Source organism: Paenibacillus sp. OAS669 (assembly GCF_014873645.1).
Classification (GTDB): domain Bacteria; phylum Bacillota; class Bacilli; order Paenibacillales; family NBRC-103111; genus Paenibacillus_S; species Paenibacillus_S vulneris.
The window spans coordinates 49,489-66,394 of the sequence record NZ_JADBDR010000022.1 but is presented as its reverse complement, the minus strand read 5'-3'; the positions used below and the strand labels follow the sequence as shown (position 1 = coordinate 66,394).

Here is a 16,906-nt window from a genome sequence, read left to right as displayed (position 1 = left end):
TTTTCTCTATTTCGTGCAAAAAAAGAGCGGGCTATCTTTTCGATAACCTGCTCTTTTTTTGATTCTTGGCCCTCAGCCTTAACTTAATGATATTGCCTGAATCGGCTCTCTTTTTTATGTCCCTCTTCTGCTTCCTGGTGCCCGGGCGCAGTAGAGATGTGCTCTTTGCGCAGGTTAGGAGGTGCGGAAATCATTACTTCACTCTATGTAGATCTTCCGCGACTACGGCCTCTTCTTCGCGGAACGCAACGCCTTCCACTTTCACATTCACTTCAACGACGGTTAATCCTGTCATATTCTCGACAGCTTCGCGAACGTTCAACTGCAAATTATGACAAACTTCTTGGATCTTGCTTCCGTAATTGACAATGACTCGCAAATCGATAGCTGCTTCCACCTGACCTACTTCGACAGAAACACCTTTTTGCACATTTTTGCCGCTAAGCCTTTTGGCTAGTCCCTCGGAAATACCTCCCGACATTGCGGCGATCCCAGGAGTCTCCAACGCAGCCAAGCCTGCGATAGTCGAAACGACATCATCTGAAATGCGAATGAGACCTGCTTGAATTTCTTCGGACATACGGATCACTCCTTAATGGGTTATAGTTCCATTGTAATGACTTCCAACGGGGAAATCAACTTGTCCAAGCTGACGTCTGACCAACGTTTATAACGACTTAACGGCTCCGCCGTCAACGTAGAATACGGACCCTGTCATATAGCTGTTCAGAGGGGACAAGAGATACGCTGCAATCGTCGCCAGCTCATGCGGTTCGCCGTACCGGCCTAGCGGGATGTCCTGACTAAGGGTCTCCCGGACCTCCTCTATGGTTCGATTGTCACGCTCCGCCTTCAAGGAATCGAGCTCCATAATTCGATCTGTCATGATACGGCCCGGGCAAACCGTGTTCAATAAAATGCCATCTTTCGCAAATTCAATCGACAAGGTTTTCATCAACCCGACGACTCCTGTCCGGAACGTGTTCGATAATACGAGCCCTGGTATCGGCATTTTCACCGATGTGGAAGCAATAGTGACGATTCGGCCCCCCTGCTTTGCAAGAAACGGGTGAAAGCCTCGAATCAACCGGACGACACTCATCATGTTGCCTAGAAATGCCTGCTCCCACGCTGCATCATCGAAGGATAAAAAGCTCCCGCTTGGAGGGCCTCCCGCATTGCACACCAACGCGTCCACGGTGGCAAACTGGGCCGAAGCCAGTTCAATCAGCTCTTGGATATCCTCCTTGCGGCTGACATCTACTGCCAGTGATTCTACCTTTACTCCGTACTGATTGCGGATTTCCTCAGCCGCCGCTGCAATTGCCTCCCCGCTTCGGCTGCAAAGCAGCAGATTCGCCCCTTCGGCGGCAAGCTGCTCTGCAACAGCCCGTCCCAACCCTTTACTGGATGCGGTGACTACGGCGGTTTTCCCCTTCAGCTTTAAATCCATATTCCCTGTCTCTCCTTCGGATTCATGTTTACTTTATCCTAAATTATGGGTATATTAGAATAGGTTTTATTCAATAAGGTTACTTTACCATATGAGGTGAATGTTTTGAAACGCCATATGTTTAAAATAGGGCTTATAGGAAGCTTCGTCATTAGCGCCATTGCCCATTATTCCGGTTGGGCATCTCCTACCGTTCAGTTCATCATATCTTGCATTGCCATTTTGTTCGTTGCCGGCTTTTTGGGAAAAGCCACTGAGAGCGTCGCACACTATGCAGGAGAACGACTGGGCGGTTTTTTAAATGCCACCTTCGGCAATGCGGCGGAGCTGATCATCGCCATTTTTTTGGTTAAGGACGGACTGTTCGATATCGTAAAGGCAAGCATCACCGGCTCCATTATCGGCAACCTGCTGCTTGTTCTTGGACTTAGCTTGTTCGTAGGCGGTTTGAAATACAAAGAGCAGCATTTTAATGTGAAGCTGGCCAGCCACAACGGTTCGTTAATGACTTTAGCCGTAATCGCCTTGTTCGTTCCGGCCGCTTTCGCCAAAAGCCTGACGACCTTTGAAACGGCCAACATGAGCATTCTTGTCGCGACCATCCTGATCGTAGCTTACCTGCTGTGGCTGTTTTTCTCTATGGTGACTCATAAGAACGAGCTGTCTGACGAAGTCGTTGAGCACGGCGAACCGGCCTGGTCCAAAGGCCTTTCCATTCTGTTCCTGATCCTTGCTACCGTCATGGTCGCATTCGAAAGCGAATGGCTGGTCGGAACCCTGGAGAGCATCACGCATAAATTCGGTTTATCCGAGCTGTTCGTCGGAGCCTTCCTGATTGCTATTATCGGGAATGCAGCAGAGCATAGCGCTGCCGTTATGATGGCCCGCAAAAATAAAATCGGAGCCGCCGTCGAGATCGCCGTTGGCAGCAGTCTGCAAATTTCATTGTTCGTAGCTCCCGTGCTTGTCCTCGTGTCTATGCTGTTTGGAAAAACGATGAACATCGTATTCAGTACCTTCGAGCTTGTCGCTATAGGCGTTGCCGTCATTATAGCCAAATCCATCTCCCAGGATGGAACAACCAACTGGTATGAAGGCGTTCTGCTGCTGGTCGTTTACTGCATCCTGGGGATTGCTTTCTACCTGGTATAACTGTCGTGCGCTTCTATTCCAACAAACAAAAAAGAGTAACCTTCAATGACGAAGGTTACTCTTTTTTGTTTAAAGCTTCATAGAGCTGAGCAAGATTACGTTCGAGCTTTACCAGGATTTGTTTGCCCACGGTCTCAGTAATCAGCTCCGCCCGGATAGCAAAGTCAATTTCTCTCGATAAACCATACATTTGTGTATCTAATACCTCTTCATACAGAGGACATTTACGTGTCGTTAAGTTCTCCATCTGTACTTCGATGAGCTTCTCAATTTTATCTGCATCCTCTTGAAGAAGATAAAGGGCTTTCTGTGACAAGCCAAGTAACAATTCGGATGATGACATCAAGCTTCCCCCCTGTACGTACGAGTTCATAGCTTAATATTAGTCGAAATCGCTTCAATACACAAGAGAGCGGAGCATCTACTTTTATACTTGTCTCTTTTTTCCTGTTCATACCGCTATGAACATCAATGGTCCAAGCCCATTGGAAATATGGATCCGTGCCGCAGCTGGCGGCAGCCTTTAGAATGAGAAAACGGCATTCCCACCCATCGATGGAAATACCGTTATGTACGATTAATCCTGGATGCTGTTGATTTGCAGATTGTGCTTCGCAAATACTTCAGCCATAGCTTTTTTAGCTTCCTCCGCATCAGGTCCATGAACATGGAGATCATAGTGGCTGCTTGTCAGCAAAGTAGTGAACAAGCCCAGGATGCTTTTTACATCGATATACTTATTATCATACTGTAAAACAATGGAAGATCTAAATTTGTTAGCAGTTTGCGAAATTTCTACAATAGCAGCGTTGTTGGCACTTGACATATTGAATCCCTCCATGCGATCAATAACATTGGTAAACGATTAAATCGCTTACTTTGTATGATACATGGGAAAAGATTAACACGCAACTACTATTTCAAATGCTCAGGATTTAAGCCTTCGAGTTCAGGAATGACGAACCGGCCGTCCTTGCGGATCAGCACGTCGTCAAAATAAATTTCTCCGCCGCCATACTCCGGCCGTTGAATTAGGACTAGGTCCCAATGTACCGAGGAACGGTTACCGTTATCCGCCTTTTCGTAGGCTTGGCCAGGGGTGAAATGAAGGCTGCCGTCAATTTTCTCATCGAATAACGTATCCTTCATCGGGGTTGAAATATAAGGGTTGAACCCAAGGCTGAACTCGCCGATGTAACGGGCGCCTTCGTCCGAGTCCAAAATTTTATTCAATCTTTCCGTATCATTGCATGTCGCTTCGACAATCTTCCCGTTCTCGAAACGGAAGGTAATGTTCTCAAACGTAATGCCTGACTTCACCGAAGGCGTGTTGTAATGGATCACTCCGTTAACGGAATCACGGACAGGGGCCGTATACACCTCTCCGTCCGGAATGTTGCGTTTGCCGCAGCATTTGACCGAACCGATGCCTTTGATGGAAAATTGAATGTCCGTTCCCGGCGATACGATTCGGACACGGTCCGTACGATTCATAAGCTCCTGCAGCGGATCCATCGCTTCCGACATTTTGGCGTAATCGAGATTGCATACATTAAAGTAGAAATCCTCGAATTTGGCCGTGCTCATGGTAGCCAACTGGGCCATAGAAGCGTTAGGATAGCGCAGGACGACCCAGCGTGTCTTTTTGACGCGCTGCTCCATATGAACAGGCTTGCTGTAGTACATCTCGTACAGCTTCATTTGCGCTTCGGGAACGTCCGACAGCTCACTTACGTTGGAGCCGCCACGGATACCGACATAGCAGTTCATATCCTGCATACGCTTCAAGTCCATAGCAGCCCAGTGCTCGATTTGTTCTTTGGTGGCCGATTGCAATAAGGAGCTTCTCACGGATGGCTCGACCAGCTCGACATATGGCTGTCCTCCGCGGGCGTACACTTCTTCAATCAGGCACTTCACGATCTCCCTTTCGGAGCCGATCATTTCGATCAATACTTTCTCACCGGGCTGTACATCCAGCGAGTACGTTACGATATTTTTTGCCAACTGCTGTAATCTGGGATCACGCATTGTTTTGGCCTCCTTCTCTAATTGGTCATTCTACGTGGATTTGTTTTTTTCGCTGTCAAACCATTTTTTCTTATAAATATTGCCGATAATGAGCAGGACGACAAAAATTAGCACCAACAGGGTAAGTCTGCCCTTATTGTGACTAAAATGCAGCAAATCATGGCCTATTAACGATTCCAAAAAAATCATAGGCAGTTTGCCGACCATGGTTCCCAATATGAAATCCCTGGTCCTTACCTTCATAACCGCTGCCGCCAAATTAATCGCAAACGATGGCAGGATAGGAATGATTCGCGAAATCGCTATGTAAAGGAATCCGTTCTGTTCGAGCTTTTGATTGAATTTCCCGATATACTCATAGTGTTCCAGCTTTTTTTCTACCCAATCTCTTGCAAAATTGCGCGCAACCCAAAATGCGGTGATGGCTCCCAATACCGACATCGTATAATTGACGGCAAAGCCCGCCCACATTCCGAACAGCAGCACGTTAGCCCCTGCAACCACAACAAAAGGCACAAACGGCACCACCGTCTGCACATAAGCCAATATCGCCCCTGCCAGATGTCCCAACAGTCCCCAGGATTGCAAAATGTCGGACAAATGCCGGACATTCCATTCGGCCAAAGAACATTCCCCCTTCTACATTATAACATTGTACCACTTTTCAAATTCATTTCCTAACATAAGCAAAGCGAAAAAAGTCTATATTCATGCGTAAGATATCAAGGCTGACTACTTGACATAGATAGGCAATTTCTTATAGAATTAGAAGTCGAGATAAGTATGTTTACTTGCTAATAGAAATCATACTTATGGTGGAAGCATGTGTCACCCTCACCGATTTTGTTGCTGACAGGACAGCGGCTGAGATTCTTGTCAGGTGCCGGATTTATATCCACAGGCTTTAAACAAAATTGAGCATATGTTTCACCCGAGGATACAACAACCACCATTCTAATTATTAAAGGAGCTCACAATACATGTCACGTTACACAGGTCCTAAATTTAAACTTAGCCGTCGTCTGGGTATCTCCCTGAGCGGCACTGGCAAAGAATTGAAACGCCCATTCCCTCCAGGACAACACGGTCCAGGACAACGTAGAAAAATGAGCGGCTACGGCGTTCAATTGCAAGAGAAGCAAAAACTGCGTCATATGTACGGCGTGAACGAGAAGCAATTCCGCAACTTGTTCGACAAAGCTAACAAAATCCAAGGTATCGCCGGTGAAAACTTCATGATCCTGCTGGAAAGCCGCTTGGACAACCTGGTTTACCGTCTTGGCTTTGCTAACTCCCGTGCAGGCGCTCGTCAATTGGTTTCTCACGGTCACATTACCGTTAATGGTAAAAAAGTCGACATCGCTTCTTACACTGTAAGCACTGGCGATGTAATCGGTCTTCGCGAAAGAAGCCGCGGTCTTTCTTCCGTTAAAGAAGCTTTGGCTAACCGCAACTACTTGCCAGCTTACTTGGAATTCAACGACGCTGCAGTTGAAGGTAAGTACACTCGTCTTCCTGAGCGTTCCGAATTGCCTCAAGAAATTGACGAAAAACAAATCGTCGAGTTCTACAGCCGTTAATCTATGGCTTGCAAACTGTCCTTCATTTATGGAGGGCAGTTTTTTATTGCATTTTTACATTTGGAGACTCCCCCGCATCGCACCTGAATCACCTTCGATGCCAAGAGCTAACTTGTCCTCACAAAAATAAGGGGCCCTCATTCCCCGGTCCATGCAGCCGATAGATAGAAGAGCCCCCATATATTTTTACACAAACTTCGCCAGGTAGTAGTTTTTCTTGCCGCGGCGAATAACGATATATTTCCCTTCCAGCCCGTCACTTGGCTGAAGCACTTTGTCCAGATCCGTCACTTTCGTTCCGTTAACCGATACCGCACCGCTCTCGATATCCTGTCTTGCCTGACGCTTCGAAGGAGCAGCCTTGACCGAGATCAGCAGATCAATAAGAGCTGTCTCTCCGCTGATTTCAGAGGATGGAACGTCCTGGAACGCGTCTTCAATTTCACGGCCTGTCAGGATGCTGACGTTACCGCTGAACAACACCTCGGAGATTTTGATGGCGCTTAGAGCCGCCTCTTCCCCATGCACCAGCTCGGTAACCTCTTTGGCAAGCACGCGTTGAGCTTCCCGCTTCTCCGGACTGGTCTTTACTTGCTCCTCCAGACGCTCGATTTCCTCATGCGACAGGAAGGTGAAGTATTTCAGGAATTTCACAACGTCATTGTCGTGAGTATTGATCCAGAACTGGTAGAACTGGTACGGGGATGTTTTCTCAGGATCAAGCCACACTGCTCCGCCGGCCGTTTTACCGAATTTAGAGCCGTCGCTCTTCGTTACAAGCGGCATTGTCAAACCGAAAGCTTTATTGCCTGTCGTTTTGCCGATTAGCTCGAGCCCCGCCGTAATATTACCCCATTGATCGCTTCCGCCTACCTGCAAGGAGCAGTTGATGTCCGTGTTCATCCGGTAGAAATCGTAAGCCTGCAAAATCATGTAGCTGAACTCCGTAAACGAAATCCCGTTGCTCAGACGAGAATCTACGCTGTCCTTAGCGAGCATATAGTTAACGGAGAAGTTCTTCCCGATATCTCTCAAGAACGTGATAACGTTCAAGTTCCCCAGCCAGTCGTAGTTATTGGCCATCCGTGCAGGATTTACGGTCGAATCAAAATCCAGAAAGCGGGACAGCTGATTCCGCAGCTTTCCTACCCACTCTTCTACAATGTCCTGCGTGTTTAAGGAGCGTTCTGTCGATCTGCCGCTCGGGTCGCCGATTAAACCTGTACCGCCGCCTACGAGAGCGATCGGCAGATGACCTGCCATCTGGAATCGTTTCAAGCATAGGATCGGCAGCAAATGACCGATATGAAGGCTGTCCGCGGTCGGGTCAAAGCCTGCATAGAGGACAACGGGCTCTTCGCTCAATTTCTTGGCCAAGCCTTCTTCATCGGTGAGCTGCTGGATCAATCCTCTGTACTGCAATTCCTTTAAAATATCCATCGTAGTTCTGACTCCCTCTCTTTATGAAATAAATACAAAAAAGCCTTCGCATCCACAAAGGGACGAGAAGGCTGCTGCTCGCGGTACCACCCTAATTAAAGCCGAGAACACGAATGCTGTATCCGAAACCGAAACAGCTCTTGTCTCTGCTTTCACTTTGCAACGATAACGGGTCAGACCCGATAGGAAGCTACTTACGTTAGCATACAGGCTCGCCGGCGATAGGCCACCTTATGCCGTGTTCTCTTCCCCTGCTCCGGACGGTATTTCGAATGAAGGGCAACTGCCGATTCTCACCAACCATCGGCTCTCTGAAAGCTTGGTTCCTTCCTCTACTGCTGCGCGGTTAAGGAAAACCCTTCCCCGTCGTCATGTCCATCATAGCATTTGTCATATGCAATTAAACCAAGTTATATCACAATTCGATTTCATTTGTCAAACCTAATGTTCAAGCAAACGTCAGGGATGCTATTATCCACACTTTCCTTCTTTATGATATAATGAACTACGTATGTTTTCCAATTTCGGGAGGATTTCTATCAATATGGAGATGGAGAAAAAAGAAAGCAAGACAAAAGACGTACTATGGAGCATCGGTAAATATACGCTTATTACGTTAAAATGGATGTTCATCGTCTTTATCATCGCCGGATTTCTGGGAGGAGGCGCCGCCTTTGGTTACGTGTCCGCCCTGGTAAAGGAGGATCCTGTACGAAGCAAGGAGAGCATGATGGCGCAGGTGCAGGAGAATGCCCTAACCGGCTTCGTCTATTTTAATGATGATACGGTTATCGGCCAGCTGCGCTCGGAGGAAGACCGCAGAATGGTTGAGCTCAAGGATATTCCGCAGATCATGCTGGATGCGGTATTTGCTATTGAAGATAACCATTTTTACGAGCACCATGGAATTGACTTCAAAGGCCTCGGAAGAGCCGTCATTCAAAAGCTTTTAAGAGAGGATATTCAGACTGGAGGAAGCACGATTACCCAGCAGCTGGCCAGGCGGGTATTCTTATCTCTTGATCGTGAGGACAGCCGTAAAGCCAAGGAAATCTTCTTATCCCTGCGGATGGAACGCCTCATGTCCAAGGACGAGATCCTGCTGGCCTATATGAACAAAATTCCGTACGGCAATGGCTCTTCAGGCTATAATCTGTACGGGATCAAAGCAGCCGCCAAAGGAATCTTTAATATCGATGACCTGAAGGAGCTTAATATCGCGCAGGCTGCCTATTTGGCGGGATTGCCCCAGCAACCGAGCAATTATTCTACGTTTACTAGCAAGGGACAATTTGACGGAGCCGCCTTCAAAAGAGCCGTTGCCCGACAGCAGCTTGTCCTGCGGAGAATGCTGGAGGAAGGAAAGATCAATTCCGACCAATACCAGGAGGCCCTTAATTTTGACCTGCGCAAATCGCTGGCAGAGCCTTCCAAGAAAGCGTACTCGACCTACCCTTATCTCATGCTGGAGATTGAGAAGGAGGCTGCCAAGGCGCTGCTGAAGGTTCAGGATCCCAAGCTGGCTGAGCAGCCGAATACCGACGCCTACAACGAGGCCCTCAAAAACGTTCAGGCCCAAATGAACCGCGGCGGTTATCAAATCTATACGACGATCGATAAAGACATTTACGATGCTATGCATGCCATCGCCGATAACCCTAAAAACTTCACTCCGGATGATCCGACCAAGGGGATTGAACAGGTCGGTGCGGTGATGATGGATAGCAAAACCGGCGCCATACTCGGCATGATTGAAGGAAGGGACTTCTTCAAGGAGCAGCTTAACCATGCCACGCAGGCCTTCCGGCAGCCCGGCTCTACGATGAAGCCCATCGCAGCCTATGTCCCTGCCATCGAGAAAGGCGCAATTCAACCTGCTTCAATCATTGACGATGTACCGATCATATTAAAAGACGGTACCAAGGTCGGCTATCATATTCCGGAGAACTGGGATGACCGGTATCACGGCCTAATTACAGCCCGAAGAGCTCTGGATCAATCTTATAACATTCCAGCTATCAAGCTGTTCCTGGACGTGGTCGGCATTAAGGAAGCATGGGATTTCGCCAAAAAAATGGGGATCACCACCATTACCAAAGAGGATTATGTAGCTCAGACGGGGGTTATAGGCGGTTTGAGATACGGTGTTTCCGTAAAGGAGCTCACCAACGCATACTCCACTATTGGCAATAAAGGCGTACATAACGACGCGTTCATGATCCGTAAAATCACGGATTCCAACGGAAAAACGGTCTATGAGCACGAGCTTCAACCGACTTCTCTGTTCTCGGAGCAAACAGCCTACTTGATGTCCGACATGATGAGGACTGTTATCACTTCCGGTACAGCCACCGATTTGATGAGCAAATTCAAGCATTACGGCAAGGTGCCGATCGTAGGGAAAACGGGCTCCACTCAGGATGATGCGGATGCCTGGTTCATGGGCTATACGCCTGATATTACATTAGGTGTATGGATAGGCTATGACTCTCCAGCCTTCAAGTTGAGCAAAAAGACAGGTGGAACGAACCGCGCCAAAGATATTTGGGCGAAAGCCATGGATGCCGCCATCGATAAAAAGCCGGAATATTTCCCAACAAAATCGTTTGTACGTCCGGATAATATCGTCGAAATGACGGTATCCAGCTTATCGGGTAAGCTTCCAAGTGAAGCGACCACCAAAGCGGGCAAGCTCGTGACCGATATTTTTAATAAAAAGGATATTCCTACGGAAGAGGATAATGTGATGGTGAAGCTGTCGATTATTTCTTATAACGGCATCAACTACATTGCCCAATCCTCGACACCTCAAGAATTCGTGCAAGAAAAAACCGTCATCAAGAGAGAAAAATCGTTGGGCGCTCTGATGAAGGAACTGCAATCCATTATTCCGAGGCTTCCGGCAGGCAGACAGCAATCCCTCGACATGTATCGGCCGATTGATTACAACGAGGATGCCCCATCCGAGACGGACCCTCGTACCGACGACGGGAAAGCCCCGGAAGCGCCGACTATGGTAGTGGCCACCCATTCGGGAGACACGAGTGTCATTACCTTCCAGGCAAGCGCCAGTGCCGACGTGGTCGGCTACCGGTTGTACAAATCCGTTAACCACGGTACGTTCCAGCGTGTAAGCAATAAAATCGTCATGGCTGGCGAGGAAACGAAGTTTACAGAACAGACCCACGCCAATGGTGTTATTGGTTACTATGTAACAGCGGTAGATGTAGCGGGTAATGAATCCCTTCCGAGCAAGGGAGCTTATACCGATGGCTCGAGCAAGGATCTCCTTCTCATGACGCCCGATAACGGTGGCGGCTTGATACCGGGAGCCGGCGAAACCCCTCAGGGAACTGGAGCAGGCGACAACAATGCTTCCCCTACTCCGACGCCAAGTCCAGGTCCTGCCAAGGAGAAGCCGGCAACTCCAACCGGAGTATCGGTCAAAGCCAGCGGAGCCGGCATCGTTGTCAATTGGAAGGCCAATGCAGCAAAAGATAAGGTACAGCAATATATCGTGTATTTCAGCGAAAAGGAAAACGGAAGCTATACGAAACTGGGCAATGTAAGCAATGGTACCGAATTCCGCTATTACGCTTCAGGCTATGAAGGCTACTACAAAGTGTCGGCGGTTAACGAGCTCGGTGAATCCAAGCCCACAGCCCCGGTACATTTCAAAAAGTGAGTTGGCTGAGATCCCACGCAAAGTGGGTGGGCCCTGGCCTCGGGGCTGATCCGGCTACTTTGTGGTGGAGCGCCGAGGCCTACTAAAAAGCACTCAAATAAAAATGGAGCCACCTTAGGTGAGCTCCATTTTTTTTAAACCTATATTACAGCCTAGGGCATTAGTCCTCGATTGTGGACAAGTCGCCAGTCGGAAGGTTCAGTTCCCACGCCTTCAAGACGCGGCGCATGATTTTACCGCTGCGGGTTTTAGGCAGCTTATCTTTAAATTCGATCTCGCGAGGCGCAGCATGGGCTGACAAGCCTACTTTGACGAATTTGGATATATCCGCCTTTAATTCCTCTGAAGGCTCGAACCCTTCACGCAACGCGATGAACGCCTTGATAATCTCTCCGCGCATCGGATCCGGCTTCCCGATAACACCAGCCTCTGCAACGGCAGGATGCTCAACGAGCTTGCTTTCTACTTCGAACGGACCTACACGTTCACCGGCCGTATTAATTACATCATCGATGCGGCCTTGGAACCAGAAATATCCGTCTTCATCACAGTATGCCGAGTCCCCGGAGATATACCAGCCTTTAATGCGGAAATATTCCTCATACTTGGCAGGGTTATTCCATATTTGTCTCATCATGGACGGCCAAGGCGTTTTGATGGCCAGGTTCCCCATTCGGTAAGGAGGTAAAATATTGCCCGCGTCATCGACGATCGCCGCTTCAATTCCCGGAAGCGGTTTTCCCATAGAGCCGGGACGGATAGCCATGCAAGGGTAGTTACAAATCAGCTGGCCGCCTGTTTCGGTCATCCACCAGGTATCATGGATGCGCTGATTATATACCTTCAAGCCCCAACGCACAACTTCAGGGTTAAGCGGCTCGCCGACGCTCAGCACATGGCGCAGCGCAGACAAATCAAATTGCTTGGATACGTCGTCTCCTGCACCCATCAGCATACGGAATGCGGTTGGAGCGCTGTACCAAACGGTTACTCCGTATTTCTCCAAAGTACGGTACCAATCCTGCGGGCTGAAACGGCCGCCGCGAATGACGTTCGTCGCCCCATTCAACCAAGGAGCGAAAATGCCGTAGGACGTACCGGTAACCCAGCCCGGATCCGCAGTACACCAGTACACGTCCTGGTCCTGCAAATCAAGCACGACGCGGCCGGTATAATAATGCTGCAGCATGGCATTATGAACGTGAAGCACGCCCTTTGGTTTCCCGGTAGAACCGGAGGTATAATGAATCAGCAAGCCGTCCTCGCGGTCCACCCATTCAATATCCAACTGATCGGATGCTTGCGCCATTTCTTTATGATAATCAACTTGACCGTCGGTCAGCTCGAGGTTCTCACCGACGATAATCACATGCTTCAATTCAGGTAGTTCACTTACGGGTATTCTTGATACTAATGAAGGCGTAGTAATAATGGCAGCTGCACCGCTGTCCTGCAAACGGTCTCTGACAGCCGTTTCCATGAAAGCTTCGAATAATGGACCTACAATAGCACCGATTTTAAGGGAGCCGATTAACGAAAAATAAAGCTCCGGCGTTCTTGGCATAAAGATAAAAACGCGGTCGCCTTTGGCGATTCCCAGCTTGCGGAGCACATTGCCGAACCGGTTCGACTGCAGCTTCATGTCCAGGAACGTGTATTTTTCATCCCGTTTGTCGTCACTATAATACAAGGCGATTTTATCGCTTTTGTCGGAATCCGCATGGCGATCGATAGCTTCATAGGCCATGTTCACTTTGCCGGTAGTAGACCATGAGAACTGCTTCTCAACAGTCTCCCAGCTGAACTGGGCCCGCTCTTCCTCGTAATTTTTCATGTTGGACGTTTTGGAAACGGGTTCAATGCTTTCAATATTTGTGTGATCCATGCCACTACCTCCCGATATCAACAATTTCCATTTTTCATTGAAACGCTTACATCTGAATTTCGAATGTAGTTTTTTTACAACTGATATTATATCACAACCTTACTGTTTCCACTATTTCTTTTCTTAGTTCCTTTTTTTTGATATAGTAACAAGCAAGTGTGGGTACATAAGCATACCCAGGAAGTCCGCTTGATCCGCAGGAAGGGAGACTACAGGCAATGGAGCATTACAAAATATATCATTCCCGTCACGTGCCCTATCGTGATTCGCAGATTATAGTGGAAGGCCCTGTCCCTTCTGAACGGTTGAAATCGTATCGGATGCATCCGGACCTGGACGCTTTTCGCCGTCCTAAGGAACAGTTCGAGGCATTAATCGAGATAGCCGAATTGCCCGAAGGGCGTATTATCATTTCCAGGCTTGACGATGAGATTATCGGTTATGTCACCTTCCATTATCCGGACGAGATGGAGCGTTGGTCCGAAGGGAATATGGAGGATCTTATCGAGCTGGGCGCGATTGAGGTTGCCGATGATTATAGGGGACTTGGTCTCGGCAAACAAATGATTGTTCTCGCCTTTGAAGGCGATCAATTGGAAAATATGATTACATTTACAACCGAATATTATTGGCATTGGGATTTGGAAAAAAGCGGATTGAACGTATGGGATTACAGAAATATGATGGAAAAGCTGATGAAGTCCGTTGACATGGTATGGTTTGCTACGGACGACCAGGAGATCTGCTCCCATCCCGCCAACTGCCTTATGGTACGGATCGGTAAGCATGTCCCGCTCTCCTCTGTCGAGCAATTTGACCGCGTTCGGTTTAGACAGAGGTTTATGTATTGACCGGGTCACTTGCATTTCAACATTTCTCCGAGAGGAACGAGTCATGGGGGCGCAACAGAATGACGAAGTCATCGTTATTTATTTACAGTGAACAGGAAACCGGTTATCGGCTGCAGCAGGGACATCCTTTCAACCAGGAAAGACTTCTTCCGACCATCGATCTGCTGCAAAAGCTGGAAGCCATACCGGAGTCGATCGTACGCGCTCCGTCCCCGGCTTCCGAGGAGCTATTACAGTCCATTCATAGTATGGACTACATAGAAGCCGTGAAAGCGCTTAGCGCAGATTGTCCAGATGAAGCGTGGCAGAAGCAAGCCGACAAATTCGGCTTTGATTTGGAGGACACTCCTTACTTCAAGGGCATGCACGAAGTGACTTCGCTCTTGGTCGGCGGATCTGTCCGAGCGGTGGACGAGGTGATGAGCGGACATGCAGAGCACGCATTGCATTTGGGCGGCGGGCTTCACCATGCATTAAGAAACCGGGCGGCGGGCTTCTGTATCTACAATGATGCCTCGGTGGCGATTGAGCATGCCAAGACCCGCTATAGAGCCAGAGTTCTTTATATTGATACGGACGTTCACCATGGGGACGGCGTCCAATGGAGCTTCTACAGCGAGCCTGACGTCTGCACGCTTTCCATACATGAAACAGGGAAATATTTATTTCCAGGTACAGGGGCCGTTAATGAGCGCGGAGAAGGAACCGCTTTCGGCACCTGTATTAACATTCCGGTCGAGCCGTACACCGAGGACGCCTCCTGGCTGGAATGTCTCGAAGAGGTGCTAAGCAAGGTCGCCGCGCAATTCCAGCCGGACCTGATCGTCTCCCAGCATGGGTGCGACGCCCATGCTTATGATCCTTTGTCACATGTCCATTGCAGCATGGACATCTACCTGGCGATGCCAAAGCTTATTCATCGCATCGCGCATGAGTACAGCGGCGGGCGATGGGTTGCTTTGGGAGGAGGAGGCTATGACTTCTGGCGCGTCGTACCGCGCGCCTGGAGCCTTCTGTGGCTCGAAATGAGCAACAACCCGCTCATCCCCCTTCTGGAGCAGAACCGGGCTTTAAAACTGCCTTCGGCTTGGCTCAAGCAGTGGCAGCCGGTGAGTCCCTTCGAGCTGCCGACCACCTGGCTGGATGAGGCGGATTGGACTCCCATGCCGCGGCGACAGGAAATCACAACCAAGAACCGTCAGACGAAAGAGCTTGCTATGCTTTACTTAAGCTAATTCATTAGCTTCTTAGGCCATTGTGATTACAGCTTTGCATCCGTACCAATCACTTTATTAGCATGATTGGTTATCACCCTTCGAATTTCGCATCCGATTGCCTCGGAATCTTACCATTCTTTTGCAGCAGCAAAAAAGCCCGCAGGGAGGAAAAGATGATTGATCTCTTTTCCTTCTACTGCGGGCTTTGCTATTAAAATTGAATATTGGCTTCGATGAACGCCTTCAGTTCACTGATCGGCATACGGGTTTGTTCCATGGTATCCCGGTGGCGAACCGTCACCTGGCCGTCCTGCTCCGATTCAAAATCATATGTGATACAGAAAGGAGTGCCGATCTCATCGTGACGGCGGTATCTTTTCCCGATGGAGCCTGCATCATCATAATCCACCATGAAGTGCTGGGACAAATCTGCAAAAATTTTGTGTGCGCCGTCGGCCAGTTTTTTGGACAGCGGGAAGATCGCTGCTTTGATAGGCGCCAGTGCCGGGTGGAAACGCAGCACCGTACGGCTGTCATCACCTTCAAGCTGCTGCTCCTCATAAGCGTCGATCAGGAACGCCAAAGTCACACGGTCGGCGCCAAGAGACGGCTCGATGCAATAAGGCACATAGCGTTCGTTCGCTTCTTGGTCGATATAATTGAAATCTTCGCCGGAATGCTCCATATGCTGCTTCAAATCGTAATCGGTACGGTCTGCGATACCCCACAGCTCGCCCCAGCCGAATGGGAACTTGAATTCGATGTCAGTTGTAGCGTTACTGTAATGGGACAGTTCGTCTTCGGAGTGGTCGCGCAGACGAATATTCTCATCTTTCAAATTCAAGCTTAACAGCCATTGATAGCAGAAATTTCTCCAGTATTCGAACCATTGCAAATCTTCGCCCGGCTTGCAGAAAAACTCGAGTTCCATTTGCTCAAATTCGCGGGTACGGAACGTAAAGTTGCCCGGGGTAATTTCATTACGGAAGCTTTTACCAATTTGGCCGATACCGAATGGCAGTTTTTTCCTCATGGTACGCTGCACATTTTTGAAGTTCACGAAAATGCCCTGTGCAGTTTCGGGGCGCATGTAAACCACGTTAGCGCTCGATTCGGTTACGCCTTGGAATGTTTTGAACATCAGGTTGAATTGACGGATGTCCGTGTAATCGAAAGCTCCGCAATCCGGACAAACGATGTGATGCTCTTGAATCAGCCCCATCATTTGATCGAAGGTCATACCGTCAACGACCACTTCCATACCCTTTTCCGCAAGTGCATTCTCAATAATTTTGTCTGCACGATGGCGGGACTTACATTTTTTACAATCGATCATCGGATCGTTAAAGTTGCCGACGTGACCGGATGCTACCCATGCTTGAGGGTTCATCAGAATCGCTGCGTCGAGACCTACGTTATACGGGGATTGTTGAATGAATTTTTTCCACCAAGCGCGTTTAATGTTATTTTTCAGTTCAACACCAAGCGGACCGTAATCCCAGGTATTGGCCAATCCGCCGTATATTTCAGATCCGGGAAAAATAAATCCGCGGTGCTTGGCTAAGGCTACAATTTGATCCATCGTTACTGTCATGATTGTTCTCTCCTTCTG

At 48.7% G+C, this 16,906-nt stretch carries 14 protein-coding genes; 5 read left to right on the top strand and 9 right to left on the bottom strand.

Annotated elements, in window-relative coordinates:
• Positions 1–193 precede the first annotated feature (193 nt).
• Both GGC63_RS31790 and GGC63_RS31785 read right to left on the bottom strand, forming a co-directional pair.
• On the bottom strand, positions 194–580 hold the full coding sequence (locus tag GGC63_RS31790) for an Asp23/Gls24 family envelope stress response protein (RefSeq protein ID WP_079910359.1): 387 nt from the start codon (positions 578–580) through the stop codon (positions 194–196).
• 87 nt (positions 581–667) lie between these two features.
• The gene (locus tag GGC63_RS31785) at positions 668–1,453 is read right to left on the bottom strand and encodes an SDR family oxidoreductase (RefSeq protein ID WP_192705703.1); all 786 of its coding nucleotides are present in this window, start codon (positions 1,451–1,453) and stop codon (positions 668–670) included.
• Positions 1,454–1,570: 117 nt separating this feature from the next.
• On the opposite strand from GGC63_RS31785, the gene cax reads away from it, so the two are divergent.
• Positions 1,571–2,605 carry a calcium/proton exchanger gene (gene cax / locus GGC63_RS31780; protein WP_412973909.1) on the top strand — a complete coding sequence of 345 codons (1,035 nt, stop codon included), beginning with the start codon at positions 1,571–1,573 and terminating at the stop codon, positions 2,603–2,605.
• A 55-nt stretch (positions 2,606–2,660) separates the two neighbouring features.
• Here cax and GGC63_RS31775 read toward each other — a convergent pair whose 3' ends face one another.
• The 4 genes from GGC63_RS31775 to GGC63_RS31760 form a co-directional block, all read right to left on the bottom strand.
• Positions 2,661–2,948: a YlaN family protein gene (locus tag GGC63_RS31775; RefSeq protein WP_079910362.1), complete on the bottom strand. Its 288-nt coding sequence runs from the start codon at positions 2,946–2,948 to the stop codon at positions 2,661–2,663.
• Positions 2,949–3,182: 234 nt separating this feature from the next.
• The gene (locus tag GGC63_RS31770) at positions 3,183–3,431 is read right to left on the bottom strand and encodes an HPr family phosphocarrier protein (RefSeq protein ID WP_079910363.1); all 249 of its coding nucleotides are present in this window, start codon (positions 3,429–3,431) and stop codon (positions 3,183–3,185) included.
• A gap of 89 nt (positions 3,432–3,520) precedes the next feature.
• Entirely contained in the window at positions 3,521–4,636 is a 1,116-nt protein-coding gene (locus GGC63_RS31765; RefSeq protein ID WP_192705702.1) for an aminopeptidase, read from the bottom strand.
• A gap of 30 nt (positions 4,637–4,666) precedes the next feature.
• On the bottom strand, positions 4,667–5,260 hold the full coding sequence (locus GGC63_RS31760) for a TVP38/TMEM64 family protein (protein WP_079910365.1): 594 nt from the start codon (positions 5,258–5,260) through the stop codon (positions 4,667–4,669).
• A 356-nt stretch (positions 5,261–5,616) separates the two neighbouring features.
• On the opposite strand from GGC63_RS31760, the gene rpsD reads away from it, so the two are divergent.
• On the top strand, positions 5,617–6,216 hold the full coding sequence (rpsD, locus tag GGC63_RS31755) for a 30S ribosomal protein S4 (protein WP_079910366.1): 600 nt from the start codon (positions 5,617–5,619) through the stop codon (positions 6,214–6,216).
• A gap of 186 nt (positions 6,217–6,402) precedes the next feature.
• On the opposite strand, the gene tyrS is transcribed toward rpsD, so the two are convergent.
• Complete coding sequence (tyrS, locus tag GGC63_RS31750; protein WP_079910367.1) at positions 6,403–7,656, bottom strand: tyrosine--tRNA ligase; 1,254 nt, start codon at positions 7,654–7,656, stop codon at positions 6,403–6,405.
• A gap of 544 nt (positions 7,657–8,200) precedes the next feature.
• On the opposite strand from tyrS, the gene GGC63_RS31745 reads away from it, so the two are divergent.
• Positions 8,201–11,341 carry a transglycosylase domain-containing protein gene (locus GGC63_RS31745; RefSeq protein ID WP_225948638.1) on the top strand — a complete coding sequence of 1,047 codons (3,141 nt, stop codon included), beginning with the start codon at positions 8,201–8,203 and terminating at the stop codon, positions 11,339–11,341.
• Positions 11,342–11,501: 160 nt separating this feature from the next.
• On the opposite strand, the gene acsA is transcribed toward GGC63_RS31745, so the two are convergent.
• On the bottom strand, positions 11,502–13,226 hold the full coding sequence (gene acsA, locus GGC63_RS31740; protein WP_079910368.1) for an acetate--CoA ligase: 1,725 nt from the start codon (positions 13,224–13,226) through the stop codon (positions 11,502–11,504).
• A gap of 218 nt (positions 13,227–13,444) precedes the next feature.
• Between acsA and GGC63_RS31735 the strand changes: the two genes are divergently transcribed.
• Together GGC63_RS31735 and GGC63_RS31730 are read left to right on the top strand one after the other, a co-directional pair.
• Positions 13,445–14,077 carry a GNAT family N-acetyltransferase gene (locus tag GGC63_RS31735; RefSeq protein WP_192705700.1) on the top strand — a complete coding sequence of 211 codons (633 nt, stop codon included), beginning with the start codon at positions 13,445–13,447 and terminating at the stop codon, positions 14,075–14,077.
• Positions 14,078–14,136: 59 nt separating this feature from the next.
• The gene (locus GGC63_RS31730) at positions 14,137–15,312 is read left to right on the top strand and encodes an acetoin utilization protein AcuC (protein ID WP_192705699.1); all 1,176 of its coding nucleotides are present in this window, start codon (positions 14,137–14,139) and stop codon (positions 15,310–15,312) included.
• 193 nt (positions 15,313–15,505) lie between these two features.
• Here GGC63_RS31730 and GGC63_RS31725 read toward each other — a convergent pair whose 3' ends face one another.
• Positions 15,506–16,888, bottom strand: coding sequence for a glycine--tRNA ligase (locus tag GGC63_RS31725; RefSeq protein ID WP_079910371.1), 1,383 nt, complete (start codon positions 16,886–16,888; stop codon positions 15,506–15,508).
• Positions 16,889–16,906 lie beyond the last annotated feature (18 nt).